Origin of the sequence: Nonomuraea sp. NPDC049725 (genome assembly GCF_040674795.1) — a bacterium.
GTDB classification, from domain to species: Bacteria; Actinomycetota; Actinomycetes; order Streptosporangiales; family Streptosporangiaceae; genus Nonomuraea; species Nonomuraea ceibae.
Genome location: NZ_JBFANJ010000016.1, coordinates 14,678 through 35,184 on the forward strand (window position 1 = coordinate 14,678; position 20,507 = coordinate 35,184).

At 72.8% G+C, this 20,507-nt stretch carries 22 protein-coding genes; 14 read left to right on the top strand and 8 right to left on the bottom strand.

The genetic code is table 11. The features are described from left to right. The first annotated feature begins 34 nt into the window (after positions 1–34). Positions 35–661, top strand: coding sequence for a TetR/AcrR family transcriptional regulator (locus AB0J53_RS33785; protein WP_364179860.1), 627 nt, complete (start codon positions 35–37; stop codon positions 659–661). A gap of 95 nt (positions 662–756) precedes the next feature. Here AB0J53_RS33785 and AB0J53_RS33790 read toward each other — a convergent pair whose 3' ends face one another. The 3 genes from AB0J53_RS33790 to AB0J53_RS33800 all read right to left on the bottom strand — a co-directional run bounded on the left by AB0J53_RS33790 (position 757) and on the right by AB0J53_RS33800 (position 2,706). After that, positions 757–1,179, bottom strand: a complete 423-nt coding sequence (locus tag AB0J53_RS33790) for a PASTA domain-containing protein (protein ID WP_364179862.1) — start codon at positions 1,177–1,179, stop codon at positions 757–759. Positions 1,180–1,273: 94 nt separating this feature from the next. Continuing rightward, positions 1,274–1,753 carry a VOC family protein gene (locus tag AB0J53_RS33795; RefSeq protein ID WP_246645215.1) on the bottom strand — a complete coding sequence of 160 codons (480 nt, stop codon included), beginning with the start codon at positions 1,751–1,753 and terminating at the stop codon, positions 1,274–1,276. Between the two features lie 68 nt (positions 1,754–1,821). After that, positions 1,822–2,706 (bottom strand): LysR family transcriptional regulator, encoded by an 885-nt coding sequence (locus AB0J53_RS33800; RefSeq protein ID WP_364179865.1) that lies wholly within the window; start codon positions 2,704–2,706, stop codon positions 1,822–1,824. 66 nt (positions 2,707–2,772) lie between these two features. Between AB0J53_RS33800 and AB0J53_RS33805 the strand changes: the two genes are divergently transcribed. After that, a complete protein-coding gene (locus tag AB0J53_RS33805; protein WP_364179867.1) occupies positions 2,773–3,417 on the top strand; it encodes a hypothetical protein in 645 nt (214 codons plus the stop codon). 22 nt (positions 3,418–3,439) lie between these two features. On the opposite strand, the gene AB0J53_RS33810 is transcribed toward AB0J53_RS33805, so the two are convergent. After that, the gene (locus tag AB0J53_RS33810) at positions 3,440–3,865 is read right to left on the bottom strand and encodes a MarR family transcriptional regulator (protein ID WP_364179869.1); all 426 of its coding nucleotides are present in this window, start codon (positions 3,863–3,865) and stop codon (positions 3,440–3,442) included. A 130-nt stretch (positions 3,866–3,995) separates the two neighbouring features. Here AB0J53_RS33810 and AB0J53_RS33815 point away from each other — a divergent pair, with 130 nt between their 5' ends. From AB0J53_RS33815 to nagA, 6 genes are all read left to right on the top strand, one after another. Further along, the gene (locus tag AB0J53_RS33815; protein ID WP_219507090.1) at positions 3,996–5,195 is read left to right on the top strand and encodes an ROK family protein; all 1,200 of its coding nucleotides are present in this window, start codon (positions 3,996–3,998) and stop codon (positions 5,193–5,195) included. Between the two features lie 69 nt (positions 5,196–5,264). After that, entirely contained in the window at positions 5,265–6,578 is a 1,314-nt protein-coding gene (locus tag AB0J53_RS33820) for an extracellular solute-binding protein (protein ID WP_364179871.1), read from the top strand. 1 nt (position 6,579) lies between these two features. Next, positions 6,580–7,545 carry a sugar ABC transporter permease gene (locus tag AB0J53_RS33825; RefSeq protein ID WP_219507086.1) on the top strand — a complete coding sequence of 322 codons (966 nt, stop codon included), beginning with the start codon at positions 6,580–6,582 and terminating at the stop codon, positions 7,543–7,545. Beyond that, positions 7,542–8,384, top strand: a complete 843-nt coding sequence (locus tag AB0J53_RS33830) for a carbohydrate ABC transporter permease (RefSeq protein WP_219507085.1) — start codon at positions 7,542–7,544, stop codon at positions 8,382–8,384. The genes AB0J53_RS33825 and AB0J53_RS33830 overlap by 4 nt, the downstream gene beginning before the upstream one ends. A 17-nt stretch (positions 8,385–8,401) precedes the next feature. Then, positions 8,402–9,883 carry a glycoside hydrolase family 3 N-terminal domain-containing protein gene (locus AB0J53_RS33835; RefSeq protein ID WP_364179874.1) on the top strand — a complete coding sequence of 494 codons (1,482 nt, stop codon included), beginning with the start codon at positions 8,402–8,404 and terminating at the stop codon, positions 9,881–9,883. Then, positions 9,880–11,004: an N-acetylglucosamine-6-phosphate deacetylase gene (nagA, locus tag AB0J53_RS33840; RefSeq protein WP_364179876.1), complete on the top strand. Its 1,125-nt coding sequence runs from the start codon at positions 9,880–9,882 to the stop codon at positions 11,002–11,004. The genes AB0J53_RS33835 and nagA overlap by 4 nt, the downstream gene beginning before the upstream one ends. A 34-nt stretch (positions 11,005–11,038) precedes the next feature. Here nagA and AB0J53_RS33845 read toward each other — a convergent pair whose 3' ends face one another. Further along, complete coding sequence (locus AB0J53_RS33845; protein ID WP_364179878.1) at positions 11,039–11,962, bottom strand: aminoglycoside phosphotransferase family protein; 924 nt, start codon at positions 11,960–11,962, stop codon at positions 11,039–11,041. 169 nt (positions 11,963–12,131) lie between these two features. On the opposite strand from AB0J53_RS33845, the gene AB0J53_RS33850 reads away from it, so the two are divergent. Further along, complete coding sequence (locus tag AB0J53_RS33850) at positions 12,132–12,353, top strand: hypothetical protein (protein ID WP_364179880.1); 222 nt, start codon at positions 12,132–12,134, stop codon at positions 12,351–12,353. Positions 12,354–12,386: 33 nt separating this feature from the next. On the opposite strand, the gene AB0J53_RS33855 is transcribed toward AB0J53_RS33850, so the two are convergent. After that, a complete protein-coding gene (locus tag AB0J53_RS33855) occupies positions 12,387–13,832 on the bottom strand; it encodes an alpha/beta fold hydrolase (protein ID WP_364179882.1) in 1,446 nt (481 codons plus the stop codon). Between the two features lie 146 nt (positions 13,833–13,978). Here AB0J53_RS33855 and AB0J53_RS33860 point away from each other — a divergent pair, with 146 nt between their 5' ends. After that, positions 13,979–15,232 (top strand): sensor domain-containing protein, encoded by a 1,254-nt coding sequence (locus tag AB0J53_RS33860; RefSeq protein WP_364179884.1) that lies wholly within the window; start codon positions 13,979–13,981, stop codon positions 15,230–15,232. A gap of 12 nt (positions 15,233–15,244) precedes the next feature. Then, a complete protein-coding gene (locus tag AB0J53_RS33865; RefSeq protein WP_364179886.1) occupies positions 15,245–15,889 on the top strand; it encodes a response regulator transcription factor in 645 nt (214 codons plus the stop codon). Between the two features lie 25 nt (positions 15,890–15,914). Here the strand turns inward: AB0J53_RS33865 and sigJ are convergent, their stop codons facing one another. Together sigJ and AB0J53_RS33875 are read right to left on the bottom strand one after the other, a co-directional pair. Beyond that, positions 15,915–16,802, bottom strand: a complete 888-nt coding sequence (gene sigJ, locus AB0J53_RS33870; protein WP_364179888.1) for an RNA polymerase sigma factor SigJ — start codon at positions 16,800–16,802, stop codon at positions 15,915–15,917. A gap of 81 nt (positions 16,803–16,883) precedes the next feature. After that, on the bottom strand, positions 16,884–17,603 hold the full coding sequence (locus tag AB0J53_RS33875; RefSeq protein WP_364179890.1) for a nucleotidyltransferase domain-containing protein: 720 nt from the start codon (positions 17,601–17,603) through the stop codon (positions 16,884–16,886). A 129-nt stretch (positions 17,604–17,732) separates the two neighbouring features. On the opposite strand from AB0J53_RS33875, the gene trpB reads away from it, so the two are divergent. Genes trpB through AB0J53_RS33890 form a run of 3 tightly spaced genes read left to right on the top strand, consistent with a single transcriptional unit; the run spans position 17,733 to position 20,493 of the window. After that, positions 17,733–18,929 (top strand): tryptophan synthase subunit beta, encoded by a 1,197-nt coding sequence (gene trpB, locus AB0J53_RS33880; protein WP_364179892.1) that lies wholly within the window; start codon positions 17,733–17,735, stop codon positions 18,927–18,929. Further along, positions 18,926–19,741, top strand: a complete 816-nt coding sequence (gene trpA / locus AB0J53_RS33885; RefSeq protein ID WP_364179894.1) for a tryptophan synthase subunit alpha — start codon at positions 18,926–18,928, stop codon at positions 19,739–19,741. The genes trpB and trpA overlap by 4 nt, the downstream gene beginning before the upstream one ends. Then, complete coding sequence (locus tag AB0J53_RS33890) at positions 19,738–20,493, top strand: GntR family transcriptional regulator (protein WP_357587798.1); 756 nt, start codon at positions 19,738–19,740, stop codon at positions 20,491–20,493. Before trpA ends, AB0J53_RS33890 begins: the two co-directional genes overlap by 4 nt. Positions 20,494–20,507 lie beyond the last annotated feature (14 nt).

A 20,507-nucleotide genomic window follows, 5' to 3' on the forward strand; every position in this document is an offset into this window, starting at 1 on the left:
ACCCATCCTGCGAATATCGCAACTTGGAGTTGCAATGCAGTCTGATCACCCCCCGGCCCGGCCGGTCGGCCGCGGCGTCAAGGTGCGCGCCGCCGTGCACGCCGCCACGCTCGCCGAGCTCGTGGACAAGGGCTACGCCGCGCTCAGCGTCGAGAACGTCGCCCAGCGCGCCGGGGTCCACAAGACGACGGTCTACCGGCGCTGGAAGGATCGCGAGAGCCTGCTCACCGACGCCCTGGCCGAGCACATGGCGACGGACGTCCCCGTTCCCGACACCGGCGCGATCGAGACCGACCTGCGGGCGCTGGCGCGCTCGATCGTCCAGACCTTCACCACCCCGACCGGGCAGGCCATCCTCGCCGCGATGTTCACCGGAGCGGCCCACCTCCCGGAGATCGCCGCAGCGCGGCGCCACGTCTTCGACGACCGCCTCGCCCGCGCCGAACCCGTGGTCACCCGCGCCGTCGAGCGCCGCGAGCTCCCCGCCGGCACCGATCCGGCCGAGCTGCTGAAGACCCTGGCCGCGCCGATCTACCTGCGCCTGCTCATCACCGCCGACCCGGTCGACGAGACGACCGCCGACCGGGCGGTGGAGGTGACCCTGGCCGCCGCCCACGCCGGCGCCCTGCGGACGCCATCCCCCCGCCCGGCGGACGGGTAGCGGCCTGGGGATCGAGCCTCGGGCCAGGGAGCCAGCCACATAGCTCTGCGCGACTTCGGCCATGCATGGAGTAGCGGAGAGCCGGGCTGACCTCGCTATTCGCCGAGCTTCTTGGCGTAGAGGGTGATCAGTGTGGAGGTGGGGACGCGCTTGCCGGCGGCCGGGGTCTGGCGGACGACGACCCAGTTGCGGTCGAGGACCTGGAGGCGGCCCTGGCCGGTGGCGTCCTTGTCGTTGAGGATGTAGAAGCCGGTGGCCTGGAGGTGGTCCTGGGCGGCCTGGAGGTTCATGCCGACGACGTCCGGCAGGCGGACGCGCTGGGCGCTCCTGCGGCTGGGGGCGGTGGATTCCGGTTGGTCAGTGGTTAGGTCACCCGATGGTGGCGGGGTCGTGGTGGTCGTCGCGGTGACGGTGACGGCGGGCGCCGGCGTGTTGGTCGACGGGGCGGCCGGGGAGCAGGCGGACGCCGTGGCGGCGATCAGGAGCGCGGCGGGGGTGAGCGCACGGGCGAGGTGCATGGCTGGAGCCTCCTGGGAGCGGTGGGCCGACCCTTCTGAATCACGAAAAGTAGGCGGGACGTTACTCTCGGATCAGGGCCGGCCCGGGCCGGGCTCAGAGGTTCACCGCGGACGCGGTCTCCTGCAGCTCGGCGGCGTCCATGTGGGCGACCCGGCTGGTGAAGAACCAGGAGTGGCCGAACGGGTCCTCCAGCTCGACCTGCAGATCGCCGTGGAACTGCATCTCCACCGGCCGGATCACGCGTGCTCCCGCGGCGATGGCGCGTTCGGCGAACGTCTCGACGTCCGCCACGAAGACCATCAGGTTGACCGGCGTGCCGCCGATCGTCCTCGGGCTGCGGAAGCGGTATTCGGGGTACTCGTCACGCAGCATGAACACCGCGTCGCCGATCCGGAACTCGGCGTGCGCGATCTTGCCGCCCTGGCGGGGGATCTCGATGCGCACGTCCGCGTCGAAGGCCCGCCGGTAGAAGTCGATGGCCGCCTTGGCGTCGTGCACGTTGAGGTAGGGGACGCCGCCCTTGTACTCCTCGGGGATGGGGTTCGTCATGGTGTGCTCCTTCGTCGTGGTCATGACTCCATCCTGGCCACGGCGCCGACCTGCAACAACGACGAGATCCGCAACGACCGTCAACCCTTGGGTTAACGATCCAGTTCGGCCTGGAGGAGGGCGAGGAAGGAACCGACCCGGCCGGTCCGGCCGCCGGCCGGCCAGACCGGCCCGTACTCGATCGGCGGCAGGCCGGCGATGGGCACGTAGGCGATGTCCGGCCGGGCGTGATAGCGCGTGGCCTGGTTCCCCACCACGGCCATCCCCGCGCCGCCGCTGACCAGCGTGAGCAGTTCCTGCCGCGAGGTCAGCACCCGCTCGCGCCGGACGGGCCGCCCGCCGGGGGTCCGCGCCGGGATGATCGCGTCCAGCAGGTACGCGGGCGCGTCGGCGGGCACGAGCACGGCGTCCCTGGCCAGGTCCTCCACCGTGACGCTGTCACGCCGGGCGAAGGGATGCCTGGCGGAGACGGCCAGCACGCGGGGATCGCGCAGCAGCGCGGGACCGCTTGCCAGGTCGGGCTCCCGTACGGGCAGCTCGGTGATCTGCAGGTCGAGCTCGCCGGTGCGCAGCGCGCCGAACGCGTCCGACAGGTGCACCTCGCGGATGCGCACCTCGCCGCCCGGATGGCGGGCGCGGAACGCCTCGGCTGCGGCCATCAGGGCCTCGCCCACGAGCGGGCTGGAGAAGCCGACCCGCAGCGTCCCGGTGAAGCCGCGCCCGGCGGCGACCGCCTTGGCGATGCCCTCCTGGATGCGCCGGTGCCCGGCCTCCACGTCCTCGCGCAGCGCGCTGCCGACCGGGGTGAGCGCCACCTGGCGGCTGGTCCGCTGGAACAGCGCGACACCGAACCGGCGCTCCAACTGCTTGATCGTCTGGCTCACCCGGGCGGCGCTGACTCCCAGCCGCTCCGCCGTGCGGGTGAAGTGCAGCTCCTCGGCCAGGGTGAGGAAGATTTCGATGTCGCGCCGTTCCATGCCCCGTACGTTAGCGACCGTCCCGCTCGGTTCATGGCGCCGGCGGCGACCTTGGAGGACGTGACGATGACCCCTGAGACCGTCGGCCGGCTGCGGGCCGAGGCGTCACGCGACGACTATCCGTCGATGGCCCGGCTGGCGCGGGCCCTGTACGAGCTCGGGCACGACCGGCGCGAGGTGCTGCGCGAATGCTACGGCGTCACGTTCCCCGAGGAGCTGTTCGTCGTCGTCGACGGCGGGATGTGGCGGCTGGAGCTGCGCGCGCGCTTCACCAACCAGCCGTGGCAGCCGGCCGTCCCGCCGGACCGGGGAGGCCCGGCGGCGACCTCCAACAGCATGTACGGCACCGAGCTGCGGCTCCTGGCCGAGGATCCTGACCTGATGCCGCTCTTCGGCATCCCCGCCGTCCTGTTCGACACGCCTGACCAGGTCGTCTGCTATCGGCTCAGCGAACTCCGGGAGGGCCGTTCGACGGTCTTCCGGCTCCCCAGGACGGCTCCCGCCGCGAAGGCGCGGCATTGCGGGGCGTCGATGCTGGAGGTGCTGCACCGCGAACACCTCCAGGCGGTGCGCCGGGTGGAGAAGCAGCTGAGCGACCCGCGTAACTGGGGCGCCGGTTCGGTGGACGACGAGGAGGTGGCGGAGGAGTACGCGGCTCTGGAGCGGGTCCGCGAGCTGCAACGCCGGGTGGCCGAACGCGCGGAGGGCTGAGCGACCCGCGGCGAGCGCGGTGTCAGGGCGCCAGGTCCCGGCCGGGGGAGTGGAGGCCGTGCAGCAGCTTGGCGAGCTGGTCGCCGTCCTGCGGGTCGAGCCGGTTCGTCACCGGCGTCAGCGCGCGCCGTACCTCGTCGTACACCTGCTCCGCCAGCTCCAGCCCGGCCGGGGTGATGAACACGTCGACGACGCGGCGGTCCTGGGCGTTCTTGCCCCTGGCCACCAGCCCTCGCTGCTCGGCGCGGTCGATGAGGCCGGAGAGGGTGGACTTGTCCAGGCCGAGGAACGCGGCGAGCTCGGTCATGCGCGGGCGGCGGTCGCGCAGGATGCCCAGCACCCGCAGCTGGGTGAGCGAGAGGTCGTGCTCGGCTCCGATGCGGGTGAGCACGCCGACCACCTCGAAGGTGTTGCGGACGAGGGCGTCCACGAGGGCGTCGGAAGTCATGTGCTCACGCTACCCATCGTGCTTTGCATTACAAACCAGCGGGACCGGACGCAAGAGCGGGGTGGTGACAACCGCGTGGTCGTGTGGTTACACTCACGGCCAACATTTTTGTTCAAGCTGAGAGAAATAAATGCACTCTGCCACCGAACCTCGTGCCACCAACCGCAGCGCGGTCCTGTCCACGCTGCTCTCCGGGCGTTCCCTGGAGCGTGGACAGATCGTGGAGGGCACCGGGCTCAGTCGTGCCACCGTGTTCCGCATCGTGGACGACCTGCGTTCACGCGGTTTCGCCCGGGACGCGGCCGTGCAACCGGCCAGCGGCAGAGGAAGGCCGTCGACGCTCGTCCAGTTCGACGGCTCCGTGCACCTGGTGGGCTGCATCGACCTCGGCGGCACCAACTGCCGCTTCGCCGTCGCCGACGCGCTGGGCAACACGCTGGTCCGGGCCAAGCACCCCACCCCGCTCGCGCTCGACGGCGAGCGGCTGGCCGGCTGGATGGCCGAGCGCATCCACGAGCTGGCCGGCGCGGTATCGGGACAGCATGGCCCGCTCGGCGCGGTCGCCGTGGGACTGCCGGGTGTGGTGTCGGGCGACAGGTCACGGGTCGTCGGCTCGCACAACCTGCCGCAGCTCCACGGCACGGTCTTCGTCGACGCCCTGCGCGAGCGCATCGCCGTGCCGACGACGCTGGACAACGACTCCAAGCTGGCCCTGGTCGGCGAGCTCCAGTACGGCGCGCTGGCCGAGAAGGAGACCGCGGTGCTGCTCACGCTGGGCACCGGCCTCGGTTCCGCGGCGGCGATGAACGGCCAGGTCCTGTCCGGCAAGGACGGGCTGCTCGGCGAGTTCGGGCGGCTGCTCATCCCCGGCACCAAGACCCGGCTGCGTGACCTCGTCTCCGGCGCCGGCCTGGTCGCCCACGCCCGCGCCGCCGGGTACGACGTGACGCACGCCAGGCAGATCCTGGAGGAGCCCGAGCGCTTCGGCGACCTGCGGCAGCGCATCCGCGACGCGCTCGTCCACCTGGTGTCGATCGTGGCCCTGGCCTACGAGCCGCGCACGGTCATCGTGACCGGCGGGTTCGGCGACGGCCTGGCCGAGTCGGCGCTCGACGAGGTCCAGGGCGAGGTGCTCGACCTCGTCGGCGTCAGCACCCGGGTCCGCCGCACCATGCTCGGCGGCCAGGCGGGCCTGCTCGGCGCGCTGGCCATCGCGCTCGGCGACCTGTACGCCTCGCTCGGCGTGCTGGAGGAGCACATCAACCAGATCGAGGTGGACCGGGCCCGCGCGGTCAAGGCCCTCGAAGAGGCGCCCGTCCATCCCGGCTGACCCGCCTGCGGACGCCCGAACCAGCCACCCCCACGAACCCCCTCACATCCCCCATGGAAGGAACCCTCGATGCGAACCAGGAGGACCGCCGTCGTCCACGGCGCACTGACTCTGGCCGGCCTGCTCGTACTCACCGCCGGGTGCGGTGGCGCGGGCGGCGGCTCCGGTGACAGCGGGCCGGAGTCCGGCACCCTGACCGTCTGGATGATGACGGGCGGGCCCGGCGACTCCGAGATCATCGAACAGGCCAAGGCGGCGTTCGCCAAGAAGCAGCCGGGCATCGACGTCAAGGTCGAGATCCAGCAGTGGGACAGCATCGCCACCAAGATCACGACCGCGCTGGCGTCCGGGAAGGGGCCGGACGTCGTCGAGATGGGCAACACGCAGACCCCGCTGCAGTCGTACTCGGGAGCGCTGCTCGACCTGACCGCGGACAAGGCCGGCTTCGAGGAGTCGGCCACCTGGCTCGACGGTCTCGCCCAGCCCTCCACCCACCAGGGCAAGCTGTACGCCACCCCGCTGTACGGCGGGACCAAGGTGGTGCTCTACAACAAGGACCTCTTCGCCGAGGCGGGCATCGACGAGCCGCCGGCCACGATCGAGGAGCTCAAGAGCGCCTGCGAGACGCTCGCCGGGAAGAACTCCGGCACCAAGAACTTCTCCGGCTTCTACATGCCGGGCCAGTACTGGTTCGCCGGCGCGCCGTTCGTCTTCGGCAAGGGCGGCGACGTGGCCACCCGCGACGGCGACACCTGGAAGGGCGCGATGAGCACAACCCAGGCCCAGGAGGGGCTGCGGGAATGGAAGGACTTCCAGAACACCTGCTCCACGCCCTCGTCCGTCGGCAGCAACACCAACAGCCCGGACCAGACCCAGCTCTTCGCCGACGAGCAGACGGCGATGCTCTACGTCCGGGCCTGGGAGCCGGACAAGGTGCTGGAGAAGAACCCGAAGCTGAAGGACAAGCTCGGCTACTTCGTGATGCCCGGCTACGAGAAGGGCAAGCCGCTGCCGACGATCGTCGCCGGTTCGACGATCGGCGTCTCGGCGGCGACCACCAGGCCGAACGCCGCCAAGGACTGGCTGCGGGTGGTCACCGGCCGCGAGTTCCAGGGGCTGATGGCGCAGAAGCTCAACCTCATGCCGATCTCGCCCGCGTTCATGCCCGCCGACGGGGTGACCGAGGCGCTCACGACCGGCGCCGAGGCCGTGAAGAGCAACCACGCGCTGCCGGTGACCCCGGGTCAGGCGACGCTCGACGGCGAACGCTACAACGAGCAGTTCTTCTCCGACATCGCCGCAGGCAAGGACATCGCCGCCCGGGCCGCCGAGTACGACGCCCACGTCGCCAAGGCGTTCAACGCGACGGGGACGACCTCCTGACATGGCACTCCAGACTCAGGGGGCGGTGAGTCTCGGGCCGGACCGGGGTGAGTCCCGCGAGCCCGCCCCGGCGCGCGACCGCCGCTCCCGGCTGCCCTACGGGCTGGTCGCGCCGGCGGTGATCGTCCTGGCCGTGACCCTCGGCTATCCGGTCGTCCGGCTCGTCGTCCTGTCGTTCCAGAAGTTCGACTCCCGCTCGCTGTTCACCGGCGAGGCGCCCTTCGTGGGCGTGGCCAACTACACCGACGTGCTGGCCGACCCGGCCTTCTGGGCGGTGCTCGGGCGCACCGTCGTCGTCACCGCCGCCTGCGTCGCGGCCATGATGGCGCTGGGCTTCGCCCTGGCCAGGGCGCTGACCCGCACCTCGGCGTGGGCCAGGCTCGTGTTCGTGGTCTGCCTCGTCCTGGTGTGGGCCATGCCGATGGTCTCGGCCGCGCTCATCTGGCAGTGGCTGTTCCAGCCGCAGTACGGCGTGGCGAACTGGATGCTGACCCAGCTCGGCGTGTTCGGCGACCTGACCGCGCGCGACTGGTTCTCCGAGCCCGGCCCGGCCCTCGTACTGATCATCGTGCTCATCGTCTGGAAGGGGCTGCCGTTCGTGATCCTCACGATGTACGCCGCCCTGCTCCAGATCCCGTCGGCCCTGTACGAGGCGTCCGGCATCGACGGCGCGGGGGCCTGGCAGACGCTGCGCCGCATCACGCTCCCGTTGATGCGGCCCGTGCTCGCCGTCCTCGTCGTCCTCGAGGTGATCTGGTCGGTGAACTCCTTCACCCCGTTCTGGGTGCTTACGCAGGGCGGGCCGTCCGGCCAGACGACGACCGTGTCGGTCTACGCCTACGTCCAGGCCTTCACCGCGAACGACTACGGAGCCGGGTCGGCGATCTCCGTCATCACGATCGCGCTCCTGTCGGTCTTCGCCGTCCTGTACGTCCGCCGTCTCACGAAGGGGGGCGAGGTGGCATGAACGCCCTGCGCGACTTCCGCACCCGCCGCCGGCTGGCCGTCGACGCGGTGGTCGTCCTCGCCGCCGTCGTCATGATCTTCCCCGTGTACTGGATGTTCGCGACCGCGTTCAAGCCGCCGGGGCAGGTCCTGTCGCTGACGCCGCAGTTCGTGCCGTGGCCGCCCAGCACGGAGAACTTCACCAGGACCCTGGCCGCGCCCGAGTTCCTGACCTTCCTGCGCAACTCGCTGGTCGTGTCGCTGATCACGGTCGTGCTGTCGATGGCCGTGGCCGTGGCGGCGGCGTTCGCCACCGTGCGGTTCGCCTTCGGCGGGCGCCGGACCCTGCTGGCCGTGCTCGTCCTCGTCCAGATGATCCCCGGCTCGGCGATGGTCATCCCGCTCTACCTGATGCTGCGTGACATCGGGGCGCTCGACATGCTCCCCGGGCTCGTCCTCACGTACCTGTCCTTCGTCCTGCCGTTCACCGTGTGGAACCTGCGCGCCTTCGTCGCCGGGGTACCCGTCGAACTGGAGGAGGCGGCGATGATCGACGGCTGCGACCGGCTGCAGGCCTTCCGCCGGGTGGTGCTTCCCCTGCTCGCCCCCGGGATCGTCGTCACGTCGGTCTTCGCGTTCATCAACGCCTGGGACGACTACCTCTTCGCGTACGTGCTCATGCGGTCGCAGGAGAACTACACGCTGCCCGTATGGCTCGTGTCGTTCAGCACCGCGCCCCAGGTCGACTACGGCGAGACGATCGCCGCCTCGGCCATCTTCTCCCTGCCCGTCCTCGTCTTCTTCCTCTTCCTCCAGCGCCGGCTCGTCGGCGGGCTGGCGGCGGGCGCGGTCAAGGGCTGACACCCGACAGGAGTCTCATGGATCACCTCGAACGGCTCGCACACGCCGTACTCTTCCCCGCTCTCGGCCGTCCCGTCGTCCCGCGCTGGATCGACGGGCCGGTGGCCGCCGGCCTCGGCGGGTTCGTCCTGTTCGGCAAGGACATCGTGGACCAGGACCAGTTGCGCGGCCTCACCGCCGGGCTGCGCGAGCTCTCCCCGTCCCTGCACCTGGCGATCGACGAGGAGGGCGGCGACGTCACCCGGCTGGAGGCGGCCGGCGGGATCTCCACGCCGGGCAACCTCGCCCTCGGCCGGATCGACGACCTCGACGCGACCAGGGCCTGCGCCCACCAGATCGGGCTCGCGCTGCGCGCCGCCGGGGTGACCTGGGACCTCGCCCCCGCCGTCGACACCGCCGTCAACCCCTTCAGCCCCAACGGCGTACGCTGCTTCAGCGGCATCCGGGCGCACGTGGCCGCGCACGCCGCCGCCTGGGTCGAAGGGCTCCAGGCCGCCGGGGTGAGCGCCTGCGCCAAGCACTTCCCCGGCCACGGCCTCAGCGGCACCGACGCCCACCTCGGCACCCCCGACCTCGACCTGAGCCGGGACGAGCTCGTCGACCACTACCTCGACCCGTTCCGCTCGGCGATCGCGGCCGGCGTCGACTCGATCATGGTCTCCCACCCCCGGGTGTCCGCCCTGGACGAGCTTCCGGCGTCGATCAGCGCGTCGGTGATCACCGGCCTGCTCCGCGACGAGCTGGGCTTCGACGGCGTCGTGATCACCGACGCCCTGGAGATGCGCGGCGTGGCCGACGTCGCGCCGCTGGGCGAAGCCGCCGTCCTGGCCCTGCGCGCCGGGGCCGACGCCCTGTGCCTGGGCGCGTGGGCCTACGGCGAGGACGTCAGGACCGCCGCCCACGCCATCGTCGAGGCCGTGCGCACCGGCGACCTCCCCGCCGAACGCCTCGAACAGGCCGCCGACCGGCTGCGGCGCATGGGCCGGCGCGGCGCCCCGGACAGCCCGCTCGACGGCGAGGCCGACAGCGGGCTCGGGCTGCGGCTGGCGCGGCGGGCGGCGCGGGTGTCGGGGGACCCGCTGCTGCGCGGGGACGCCACCCTGGTCGTCCGCCTCGAACCGGTCGCCTCGCCCGCCTCGGGCGGCGGGCCGGGGAACGTGGAGACGCTGCTGGCCACGCCCGGCCGCACCGTCGAACAGGTGACCGTGGCGGCCGGCACGTACAACGGCCCCGGGATCGTGCACGCGGCCATCTCGGAGTTCCGCGAGCAGTACGGCGCCTCGGGCGACGTGGTGATCCTGGTCAGGAGCCCGCACCGGTTCGAGTGGCAGGCCCCGATCCTCGACCGCATCCTGGCCACCACCCCGGACGTCGTCGTCCTGGACATGGGCTTCCCCCAGCTGGACTTCTCCGCCGCCCGCGGCTGGGTGCGCACGTTCGGCGCCTCCCGGGTCTGCGCCGAGGCCGCCGTCGAGGCGCTCACCGGGAGGCGCGGGTGACCGCCCGGCTCTTCGTGAACGCCCGGCTGGTGCACGCCGACCGGGTCGAGCCCGGCTGGCTGCGCACCGACGCGGGCCGGATCACCGCCCTCGGGTACGGCTCGCCGTACCCGGCCGGTGGTGCGCCGATCGTGGACGTCGGCGGCGCGTACCTGGCTCCCGGCCTGGTCGACCTGCACTGTCACGGCGGCGGCGGCGCGGCCGTCTACACCGGCGACCCCGCCGACGTGCGCACGGCGGCCGAGGCCCACCTGCGGCGGGGCACCACCGCCATGCTCGGCTCCGTGGCGACGGTCGACCAGCCCCTGATGCGGGCCGCCGCCCGGGCGGTGTGCGAGGCGGCCAGGGACCCCGGCGTGCCCAACCTCGTGGGCGTGCACTTCGAGGGCCCGTTCCTCGCCCCCGCCCGCCGCGGCGCCCAGACCGAGTCGGCGCTGCGCGCGCCGGACCGGACCCTCCTCGAAGACCTCCTGGAGATCGCCGACGGCCTTCCCACCGTCATGACCATCGCGCCCGAACTGCCCGGAGCGCTCGACCTCATCGCCGCCTACTCCGGCGACTGCGTGTTCGCGATCGGGCACACGGACGCCACCTACGACCAGGTACGTGCCGCCGCCGACGCCGGCGCCCGGCACGTCACCCACCTGTTCAACGCCATGCCCCCGCTCGGCCACCGCACCCCCGGCCCCGTCGCCGCCGCCCTCACCGATCCGCGGCTGACCTACGAACTGATCGCCGACGGGCAGCACGTGCTGCCGCCCGTCCTGGCCCTGGCCACCGGTGACGGCACCCGCGGCGTCCTCGTCACGGACGCCATGGCCGCCGCCGGCCTCGGCGACGGCCGCTACGCCTTCGCCGACCGCACCGTCGACGTCTCCGGCGGCACGGCCCGGCTGGCCGGCACCGACCGCCTCGCCGGGTCGACCGCCTTCCTCACCGACTGCGTCCGCCACCTGGTGCGAGCGGCCCACGTCCCCGTCCACACCGCGTTGCGCATGGCGACCGCCAACCCGGCCGCCGTCCTCGACCTCCCCGGCCGCGGCGCCCTGGAGCCCGGCCACCGCGCCGACCTCGTCATCCTGGACGCCCACCTGCACCCGCAGACCACCTACCTGGCCTGACCGCCCGGGCTCAGGGGTCGTGTCGCCGTGCTGATCAGCTTCGGTGCAGCAGGGTGGTGGCGATGGCGACCTGGGCGGGTTCGAGGGTGGGCTTGCCGTCCTCGATGTCCCACAGGGCGTTCTGCAGCACGCGGCCGAGGGTCCAGCCGACTGCGCGGTTCCGGTCGAGGCCAAGCGTCTCGGTCAGCAGGTCGAAGCGGCGCAGCACGGCGCGAGGCACGTCGCCGGTCGCCTCCACCTGCTCCCACCGGTTGTCCAGGGCGGGCAGCAGCTCGAACCCCGGGTCGCCGGCCAGCGGTTCGGGGTCGATGGCCAGCCACGGCTCCCGTTCGCCGGCCAGGATGTTGTCGTAGTGCAGGTCCCAGTGCAGGAGGCGGTCGCCGGGCTCGCCGATCAGTTCGGCCACGGCGGACGCGCAGGTGCGTACCAGCCGCTGCTCGTCGGGGTCGCGCAGTGCGGGGACGGCCTGCGGCGCCTGGTCGAGCATGGCCGCGGCGATGCCGGACAGCCGGCGCAGGTCGCTGGGGGCGGGGATCGAGGTCAGGCGGGCCATCAGGTCGGCCAGGATCCGCATGGCGGCGTCGTCGTCGGCCACCGATGAGAGCGTACGGGTCGCGTCCAGGCGTTCCAGCAGTTGGGCGCCGCTCTGCTCGTCATGGTCGAGCAGGCGCACGATGCCGTTGCCGTTCCAGGCCCGCAGTCCGGCGGCGGCGCCGGCGGTCTCCTCGCGGAGCTGCTGGAGCTTGAGGACGGCGGGCGTCCCGTCGGGCTGGCGTACGGGGAAGACCAGCGAGGCCATGCCGTACGCGGCCGGGCCGTCGGGCCGCAGCCGCCAGCGGTCCAGGAACTCACCGCCCAGGCGTGGGAGTCCGGCGAGCCAGGCGCGGGCGTCGGCGCCGTGCGCTCCGTAGGAGGCGGCGAACCGGTCGGGGACCTCGATGGAGGCCGACGTGGTCATGAAAAGGATCTCCTTCGTGGATTCGGGTCACATGGCGACGAACGAAGGAGAGCACGGAGGGGCCCGGTCGCTGGGCCGGCGTCAAAGCACGGAGCGAGTCTACCTTGTGGTGCGATCGCACCAAGCAGGTGTTATGGTTCGAACGCACCACAAAAAGGAGACGAAGCGCATGAAGTACGTGACCGTGCTGATCATCGGCATGCTGCTGCTGGTCCTGGGGGCCCAGGGCGCCATCCGGCTGCTGGCCGACCATGACAACGCCGGGTTGCTCGGCCGGCTGCCCGGCGGGTTCGGGGTGTGGCTCACCTGCTACGTGGCCGCCGCCGTCGCAGGAGCCCTCCTGGCCGGCTGGGGCAGCAAGCACGCCAAGCGGAGCGGACGCGGAAGGTGACCCGGACGTACGGCAGTGCGGGAGTCGGGCCTGTCATTCGGCAGGGCAGGTGGTGCCCGGCTCGGGCAGCCGCAGATCGGTCAGGTACGCGGTGGCGTGCCGGATGGGGCACTTCTTGCCCGACAGGTACATGACATGACCAGGCCCGTCGTAGCCTACGGTCACGGAGCCCGGGATCATCCGGGTGAAGCTCTCGGTCCAGGCGTAGTCCCCCCACGTGCTGCCTGCTCCCAGGAACGGCGGCAGGCCGCGCGCCGGCAGCGGGCGGGACGGGTTGGCGACCGGTAGCGGCCAGCCGGTGCATCCGAGAGCGTCGAACGAGGCCGTCCCGAAGTTCGGCGAGACCTTCTCCGCCTGACGCCGGAACGTCCGCAACTGCGCGTAGCCGCTGTAGCCGCGGTCGTCCGCGCACGACATCGCCAGCGCTCCGGGGGCGGCCCAGATCCGCGCGTTGCCGAGGGCGACATCGGCGAATCCGGACCCGTCCCCGCTCCGGGCCTTGTCGACCGCCTCGGCGAAGGCCAGCCACCGCGCATGGCCCGGCCCCGGGTCGCCGAAGAAGCCGAAACTCTTCAGATGCCACCCGGTCAGCTCGCCCTTGCCGAACTCGGACGACGTGACCGGGATCGGCCTGCGATCGGCGTCCCGGACGAGCTTGCGCCAGACCGCCCCGGCGTCCTGCCCGTGCAGCGCGCACGCGGGGGTGTCCGCACACCAGGCCGCGAACCTGGTGAAGACCCGTTCCATGACGGGCAGGGTCCGCAGCGTCTGGTCCCGCCAGCCGTCGACCTGGTTGATCGTCCCGTCGAGGTACATGGCTCGGATGCGCCGCGGGAACAGCCGGGCATAGGCGGCGGCGGGCACCCCTCCGTAGGAGTTGGCCATGAAGCTCAGCCGTTCCTCGCCCAGAGCCACGCGGATCGCGTCCATGTCCCTGGCCACCGACAGGGAGTCCATGTGGGCGAACAGTCCGGTCCTGTCCGCCTTCCGGCAGGCTTCGAGGGCCCTGGTCATCGCCGCGGCCAACGCCTTGTACTGCTTCCGGCTCCGCGGCTCGAACAGTGACGTCCCCGACTTCATGCAGGACGGCGGCATCCGATCGCGCCACACGGCGGTGCGCGGCTTGTAGGCGACGAGGTCGAACCTGCGGCCCAGCTCGGCGAGGTCGGTCGCGGCGTGCTTCAGGTCGTCGATCCCGTCGGCCCCGGGACCGCCGGGGACGCCCAGGACGCTGCCGATCCGGTGCGCGGGCTCGGTGGCGGGCAGCCGGGCCAGGTCCAGTCCGACCTTCGGCCCGTCCGGCTCGGCCCAGTTCACGGGCACCTCGATCGCGGCGCACTGCATGCCCGCCGGCATGCCCTGGCCGGCGCAGTCCCGCCAGACCGGCCCGGCGTCCAGGGCGGCGGAGGCCTGCGGGGTCATGCCCGCCAGCGTCGCCACCGTTACGCCGATGACCAGCCGCTGCTTGGTAGTCGTCATGGTGATCACTCTGTGACAGCGACGGGCCGGCCGCCACCGGGACGTCCTCCGTGCCGGTTCGGGATGTCCCCCACGGGCTGTCCGGGTGTTCTCGCGCGTACGTGTCCGTCAGGCTGGACGGCGTGGCGCGTGAGGCGAGGAGGAGCGTGGACGGGCGGACAGAGTGGTGGCGTGTGCTGATCGCCGCCCCGGTGCGGAAGCGGTCGCGGCGTGAGCTCGCCTACGCGCTGATATTGCCGATCATGGTGGGAGCCGGCCTGGTTCATCTCGTTCTCGTGCTGCTGAGCGTCATGCTGGCGGCGAATCTCGTCGGAGTGCCGATGCTGGCCGTGAGCGTGGTGGCCGCCAGACGGCTCGGCACGGCCAATCGACGTCTGGCCCGGGCGTGGGCCGGGGTGCGGATTGCCGATCCCGCGCCGTTCCGTGCCGGGTCGGGCCTGCTGAACCGGCTCGGCGCGGCGCTCGGTGACGTGACGGGATGGCGTGCCGTCATCCACGGTCTGCTCCGGCTGCCGGCCGCCGTGGCCGCCTGTGCGGCCGCCGCCGGGCTGTGGGGAGGTGGCCTGTTCCTGCTCGGTTGCCCCCTGTGGGGGCACTTCTCCGCCTTGGCGCATCTGTCTCCCGGCCGGCCGGTCGCGGTCCTGGTGTGCTTCGCCGGGCTGGCGCTGCTGCTCCTCGCCCCGTGGGGCGTCCATCTCGCGCTGGCTCCGGAGCGGCTGCTCGCCCGTACGCTGCTCGGGCCCGCGCCGGGCGACACCCGGATCCGGCGGCTGGAGCAGGCCCGGGCGCTGGCCGAGGAGGACGCGGTCGCCAGGCTCCGCCGGATCGAGCGAGACCTGCACGACGGGACCGCGGCACGGCTGGTGACGCTGGCCATGAGCCTGGGCATGGCCCAGGACGAGCTCGAGCGGGCCGACCGGCCCGAACGGCTCCAGCGCGCCCGCGTCCTCGTCGACAGCGCGCACCGCAGCGCCAAGGAGACCGTGGCCGAGCTGCGTGACCTGATCCGGGGCATCCACCCGCCGGCACTCGACCAAGGGCTGGAGACCGCCCTGGCCACGCTCACCGCGCGGAGCCCGATCCCGGCCCGGTTCGAAGCCGACCTGCCCGGGCGGGCGGCACCGGCCATCGAGGCCATCGCCTACTTCTGCACGACGGAGCTGCTGGCCAACGTGGTCAGGCACAGCGGCGCCAGCCACGCCCTCGTCGAGGTACGGGCACGTGACGGCCTGCTGACCCTGCGGGTACGCGACGACGGCGCAGGCGGCGCGGCGATCGGCGCCGGATCCGGCTTGCGCGGACTGGCCACCCGGGTCCGGACGTTGGACGGCACGATCGACATCCACAGCCCGGCCGGAGGACCTACGGTGATCACCGTCGAGCTTCCCCTGCACATCTGAACGGAGCAGCGCATGCGCATCGTGATCGCCGAGGACGCCGTGATGCTCCGGGAGGGCCTGTGCATGCTGCTCACCTCCCGCGACCACGAGGTGGTGGCCGCCGTGGGCGACGGCGACGCGCTCCTGGCCGCAGTGGCGGAACACGGTCCCGACGTCGCCGTGGTCGACGTGCGCATGCCGCCTTCCCACACCGACGAGGGCCTGCGAGCCGCGATCCGGATCCGCCATGATCACCCCGAGGTGGGCGTCCTGGTGTTCTCCCAGTACATCGAGACGCGTTACGCCGCCCGGCTGCTCGCCGGTGGCGCCCACGGCGTGGGATACCTGCTGAAGGAGCGCGTCGCCGACGTCAAGGACTTCCTGGCCGCGCTCGACCAGATCGCGGCCGGGCAGACCGTCCTCGATCCCGAGGTCGTCACCCAGATCATGGGCGCCAGCCGCCGCGCGGAGGCCCTGGGCACGCTCACCCCGAGGGAACGCGAGGTGCTGGCCATGATGGCCGAGGGGCGTTCCAACAGCTCCATCGCCGCCGCGCTGTTCCTGTCGTACGGCTCGGTGGAGAAGCACGTCACGCAGATCTTCACCAAGCTCGGCCTGTCCCCGTCGGACAACGACCACCGGCGGGTCCTCGCCGTCCTGCACTACCTGCAGGCCTGACCCGCACCCACGCCGGCCCCGGGGGTCATGGCTCCAGGCGGGTGAGGTCGAGGCGGGCGAGGCGGTCGGGGTCGGACAGGATGTCGATCGTGGCGAGCTTGCCGTCGGAGATGGTGAAGCTCATGACGGAGATGAGCTGGTCGTCGACGGTGTTGACCAGGCCGGCCAGGCCGTTGACGAGCGCCGGCTGGGTGGTGCTGGAGGTGGCCATGCGCTGGAAGGTGGCGAGCTGGCCGGCCACGGCGGCGACGCCGCGGATGACCTTCATGCCGCCGGTGAGCACGCCGCCGTCGGCGCGCAGGACCACGTCGGGGTCGAGGATGGAGACCAGGGCGGCGAAGTCGCCGCCGCGGGCGGCGGTGAGGAAGGCGTCGACGACCCGGCGCTGGCTGTTCAGGTCGGGGTCGGGGTTCGGGGCCGCGCCGCGGACGCGCTGGCGGGCGCGGCTGGCGAGCTTCTTGGCCGCCACGGGGGTGCGGTCGACGATGGGCGCGATCTGCTCGAACGGCAGTCCGAACATGTCGTGCAGCACGAAGGCCAGCCGTTCGGCGGGGCTCAGCGACTCCAGCACGACCAGCAGCGCCAGGCCGACCGAGTCGGCGAGCAGCACTTCCTGCTCCGGGTCGGTGGCGTCCGTGCTGCTGATCACCGGGTCGGGCAGGCGCTCCTCCAAGGACTCCTCGCGCCGGGACTTGCGGGCGCGGAGCATGTCCAGGCACACCCGGCCGACCACGGTGGTCAGCCAGCCGCCCAGGTTGTCGATGTCACCCGAGTCCGAACGCGCCAGCCGCAGCCACGCCTCCTGCACCGCGTCCTCGGCCTCGCTCAGCGAGCCCAGCATGCGGTAGGCGACGGCCTTCAAATGGGGGCGGTGTCCCTGGAACTGGTCGGCCAGGAAGTCAGGGGAGGTCATCGGTAGCGTTCCTCTCGTCTCAGTCACATCACAACAGGTGACGTATCCAACCAGCGAAAGGTGACCGCGTACGCCTCGGCGTCAGTCCAGCGTGTCCTCCACGAGGTCGAGGTAGGCGTGCCCGGCGGCGAGGTCGCCGGGCCGGTCGAGCGGCGTGAAGCCGTCCAGCAGCCGGCGCAGCGCGGCGAGGTGGTCCCGCCAGGAGGCCCCCGGGGAGCCGCCGAGGAACTCGATCAGCTGAGCGGTCCCGGGCGAGCGGCGGGCGATCCGCTTGCCCGCGATCGGGATCATCACCAGCCGAGCCACCTGGTGGTCCACCGGCCGCTTGGGGGTGGGGGTCTCTCGCTCGCCTGCGGCGAGCAGGTCGGCGAAGGCGGCGGGGAGCCGGTCGAAGCCGCGCCGGTCGAGGACGACCGTGCTGTCGGCGGGCCAGCCGGCCCGCGAACTCGGGTGGATGTGCCAGTCGACGCAGAGCGGGAGCCCGTCGATGATCTGGTACGCGCTGAACGCCCTGGTGCCGCGCGGCCCGTTCTGCCGGGCGTCGAAGGCGGCCGTCATGGTCCCCGGTCCGGTGGGGAGGCGGCCGGGCAGCGCGTAGTCGTCGAGGAGCGGGTCGTCGACGACCACGAGCAGGTCGACGTCGCTCCAGTCGTCGGCCCGGCCCGCGCCGAGCGACCCGACCAGGGCGGCCCCGGCCACCGCGGGATCGTCGCGGAGCCCCGCGGTCGCGGCGGCGAGCCAGCGGGACCGGATGCCGGCGAGGCGGGGAGCGGGCGGCGCCGTGCCGCTGTCCGTGCTCATCGAGGGCCACTCCAGCACCCGGGCGCGATGACGGCAACCGGTTAACGGGGCCGTGGTGGCGTCCCAGGACAATCGGTGTCACACTGTTCTAGAACTCGCTGAAGAGTTATAGAACGATCGGAGTTAGACATGCGTGATCTGCTGCCCTGGCGCGAGCCGGTCCCGCAGGGCGCGACAACGGACGCCCGGGGGCGGTTCGGCGCGTACGGCGGGCGCTACGCGCCCGAGTCCCTGGTGGAGGCGTGCCGCGAGGTGGACGAGGCGTTCCGGGAGGCGTGGGCGGATCCCGGGTTCCGGGGCCTGCTGGCGCGGCTGCTCGCCGTGCACGCCGGGCGGCCGACGCCGCTCACCCCGGCCCGCCGGCTGTCGGAGGCGCTGGGGGTGGAGCTGTACCTGAAGCGCGAGGACCTCACCCACACCGGGTCGCACAAGATCAACAATGTGCTGGGCCAGGCCCTGCTCGCCACCCGGATGGGGCGGCGCAGGCTGATCGCCGAGACCGGCGCCGGGCAGCACGGCGTGGCCACCGCGACCGCCGCCGCGCTGCTCGGCCTGCGGGCCACGGTCTTCATGGGCGAACGTGACATCGAACGCCAGGCGCTCAACGTGTTCCGCATGCGCATGCTGGGCGCCGAGGTCGTCCCGGTGACCTCGGGCAGCCGCACCCTCAAGGACGCGACCAGCGAGGCCATGCGCCACTGGGTGGGCGCGACCGGCGACTCCCACTACTGCATCGGCTCGGTCGTCGGGCCGGACCCGTACCCGTGGATGGTCAGGGAGTTCCAGCGGGTCATCGGCGACGAGGCGCGCGCGCAGTGCGCGGCCGAGCTGCCGGCCGGCGTGCCGGACCACGTGGTCGCGTGCGTCGGCGGCGGCTCGAACGCGGCCGGCACGTTCGCCGGCTTCTCCGGCACCTCGGCGCGGCTGGTCGGGGTCGAGGCGGACGGCGGCGCCGGGGCGAGCCACGGCCGGCTCGGCGTCCTGCACGGCTGCCGCTCGCTGTTCCTCCAGGACGGCGACGGGCAGATCGTCGAGCCGCACTCCATCGCCGCCGGGCTCGACTACCCGGGCGTCGGCCCCGAGCATGCCCACCTGCGCGACCTGGGCCGGGCCCGCTACGTCACGGTGACCGACGACGAGGCCGTCGCGGCGGCGGTACGGCTGGCGCGTACGGAGGGCATCCTCCCGGCGCTCGAGTCGGCGCACGCCCTCGCCTGGGTGATCCGCGCGGCGGCGGGCGGCGAGCTGGCCGCCGGCTCGACGGTGCTGATGACGCTGTCCGGCCGCGGCGACAAGGACGTCTCGACCCTGAAGGAGCTGCTGTGACGAACCCGACCCTGACCGCCGGAGCGGTCGAGCGCCACCTGCGGGCCCGCCGTGCCACCGGCCGCGGCCTGCTCATGCCGTACGTCACGGGCGGGATCGCGCCCGGCTGGACCGGCTACCTGCGGGCGTTCGCCGACGCCGGGGCGGACGCGATCGAGCTGGGCCTGCCGTTCTCCGATCCCACGCTGGACGGCGCCACCATCCAGCAGGCGAGCGACACGGCGCTGGCCCGTGGGGCGAGCACCCGCCGCATCCTCGCCGACCTGGCCGAGGTGCGCGACCTGGGCGTGCCGCTGGTCGCCAGCACCTACTACAACCTGGTGCTCAACGACGGCCCCGAGGCGTTCTGCGCCGCGCTGCGCCGGGCCGGCGTCAGCGGCCTGATCGTGCCCGACCTGCCGGTGCACGAGGCGGACGAGCTGGCGGACGTGGCCGCCGACGCCGGGATCGAGCTGGCCCTGCTGGCGTCCCCGACGACCCCGCAGCCACGGCTGGCGCGGATCTGCGAGCGCAGCCGCGGCTTCGTCTACGCCGTGTCGCTGATGGGCACCACCGGCGAGCGGGCGGCCCTGGCCGCCTCGGCGGCCGGGCTCACCGCGCGGATCAGGCACGTCAGCGACCGGCCGGTCTTGCTAGGCTTTGGCATCTCCACCCCGGACCAGGCACGCGAGGCCCGCCGGCACGCCGACGGCGTGGTGGTCGGCGCCGCCGTCATGCGGCGGGTGCTCGACGGGGCCGGGCCGGACGACCTGCGGGCCTTCCTCACGAGCCTGCGGCAAGCCCTCGACCAGGAGTGTGACCGACCCCGATGACCCCCGACGCCGGGCACGAGGCGAGATACCGCGCCATCGCCGCCGACCTCGCCGCGAAGATCCGGTCGGGACACTACGCCCCCGGCACGGCCCTGCCGCCGCAACGAGAGCTGAGCGCCTCCTACGGGGTGACCCTCATGACGCTGCGCCAGGCGTTGCGTGAGCTGAGCGACGAGCGGCTGATCGTGCAGCAGCCCGGCAAGGGCACGTTCGTCGCCCCGCCCCACCTGGGATACCAGCTCGACTCGCTCCGCAGCCTGGCCGACGACCTGCGCAAACAGGGTCACGACGTACGCACCTCGGTGGCCGGGCGGGCGGTGCGCCGGGCCCCCGCCCACGTCGCCGCCGAGCTGCGGCTGCGGCCCGGCGACTCGGCGCTGCGGCTGGAGCGGGTCCGCGAGTTCGCCGGGCGCCCGGCCGTGCACCAGGTGTCGTGGGTGCGGCGGCCGGTGGCCGACGGGATCCGCGACCGCGACTTCACCGCCGTCTCCCTCTACACGGCGCTCGCCGACGCCGGGGTGACAGTCGCGCGGGCGTCGGAGGTGGTGCGGCCCGGCGTGCTCGACCCCGCCGCCGCCCGCCACCTGCACGAGCCGGAGGGCAGCCCGGTGCTCGTCAGCACCCGCGTCACGTTCACGCTCGACGGCACGCCCGTGGTGGCCGACCACGCCACGATCCTCGGCAGCATGATGGAGATCCGCACCGAACGGGCCGCCACCGGCCTCTCCCTCACCTGGGGCCCCGCGAGCTGACCGGCGCCCGGCCG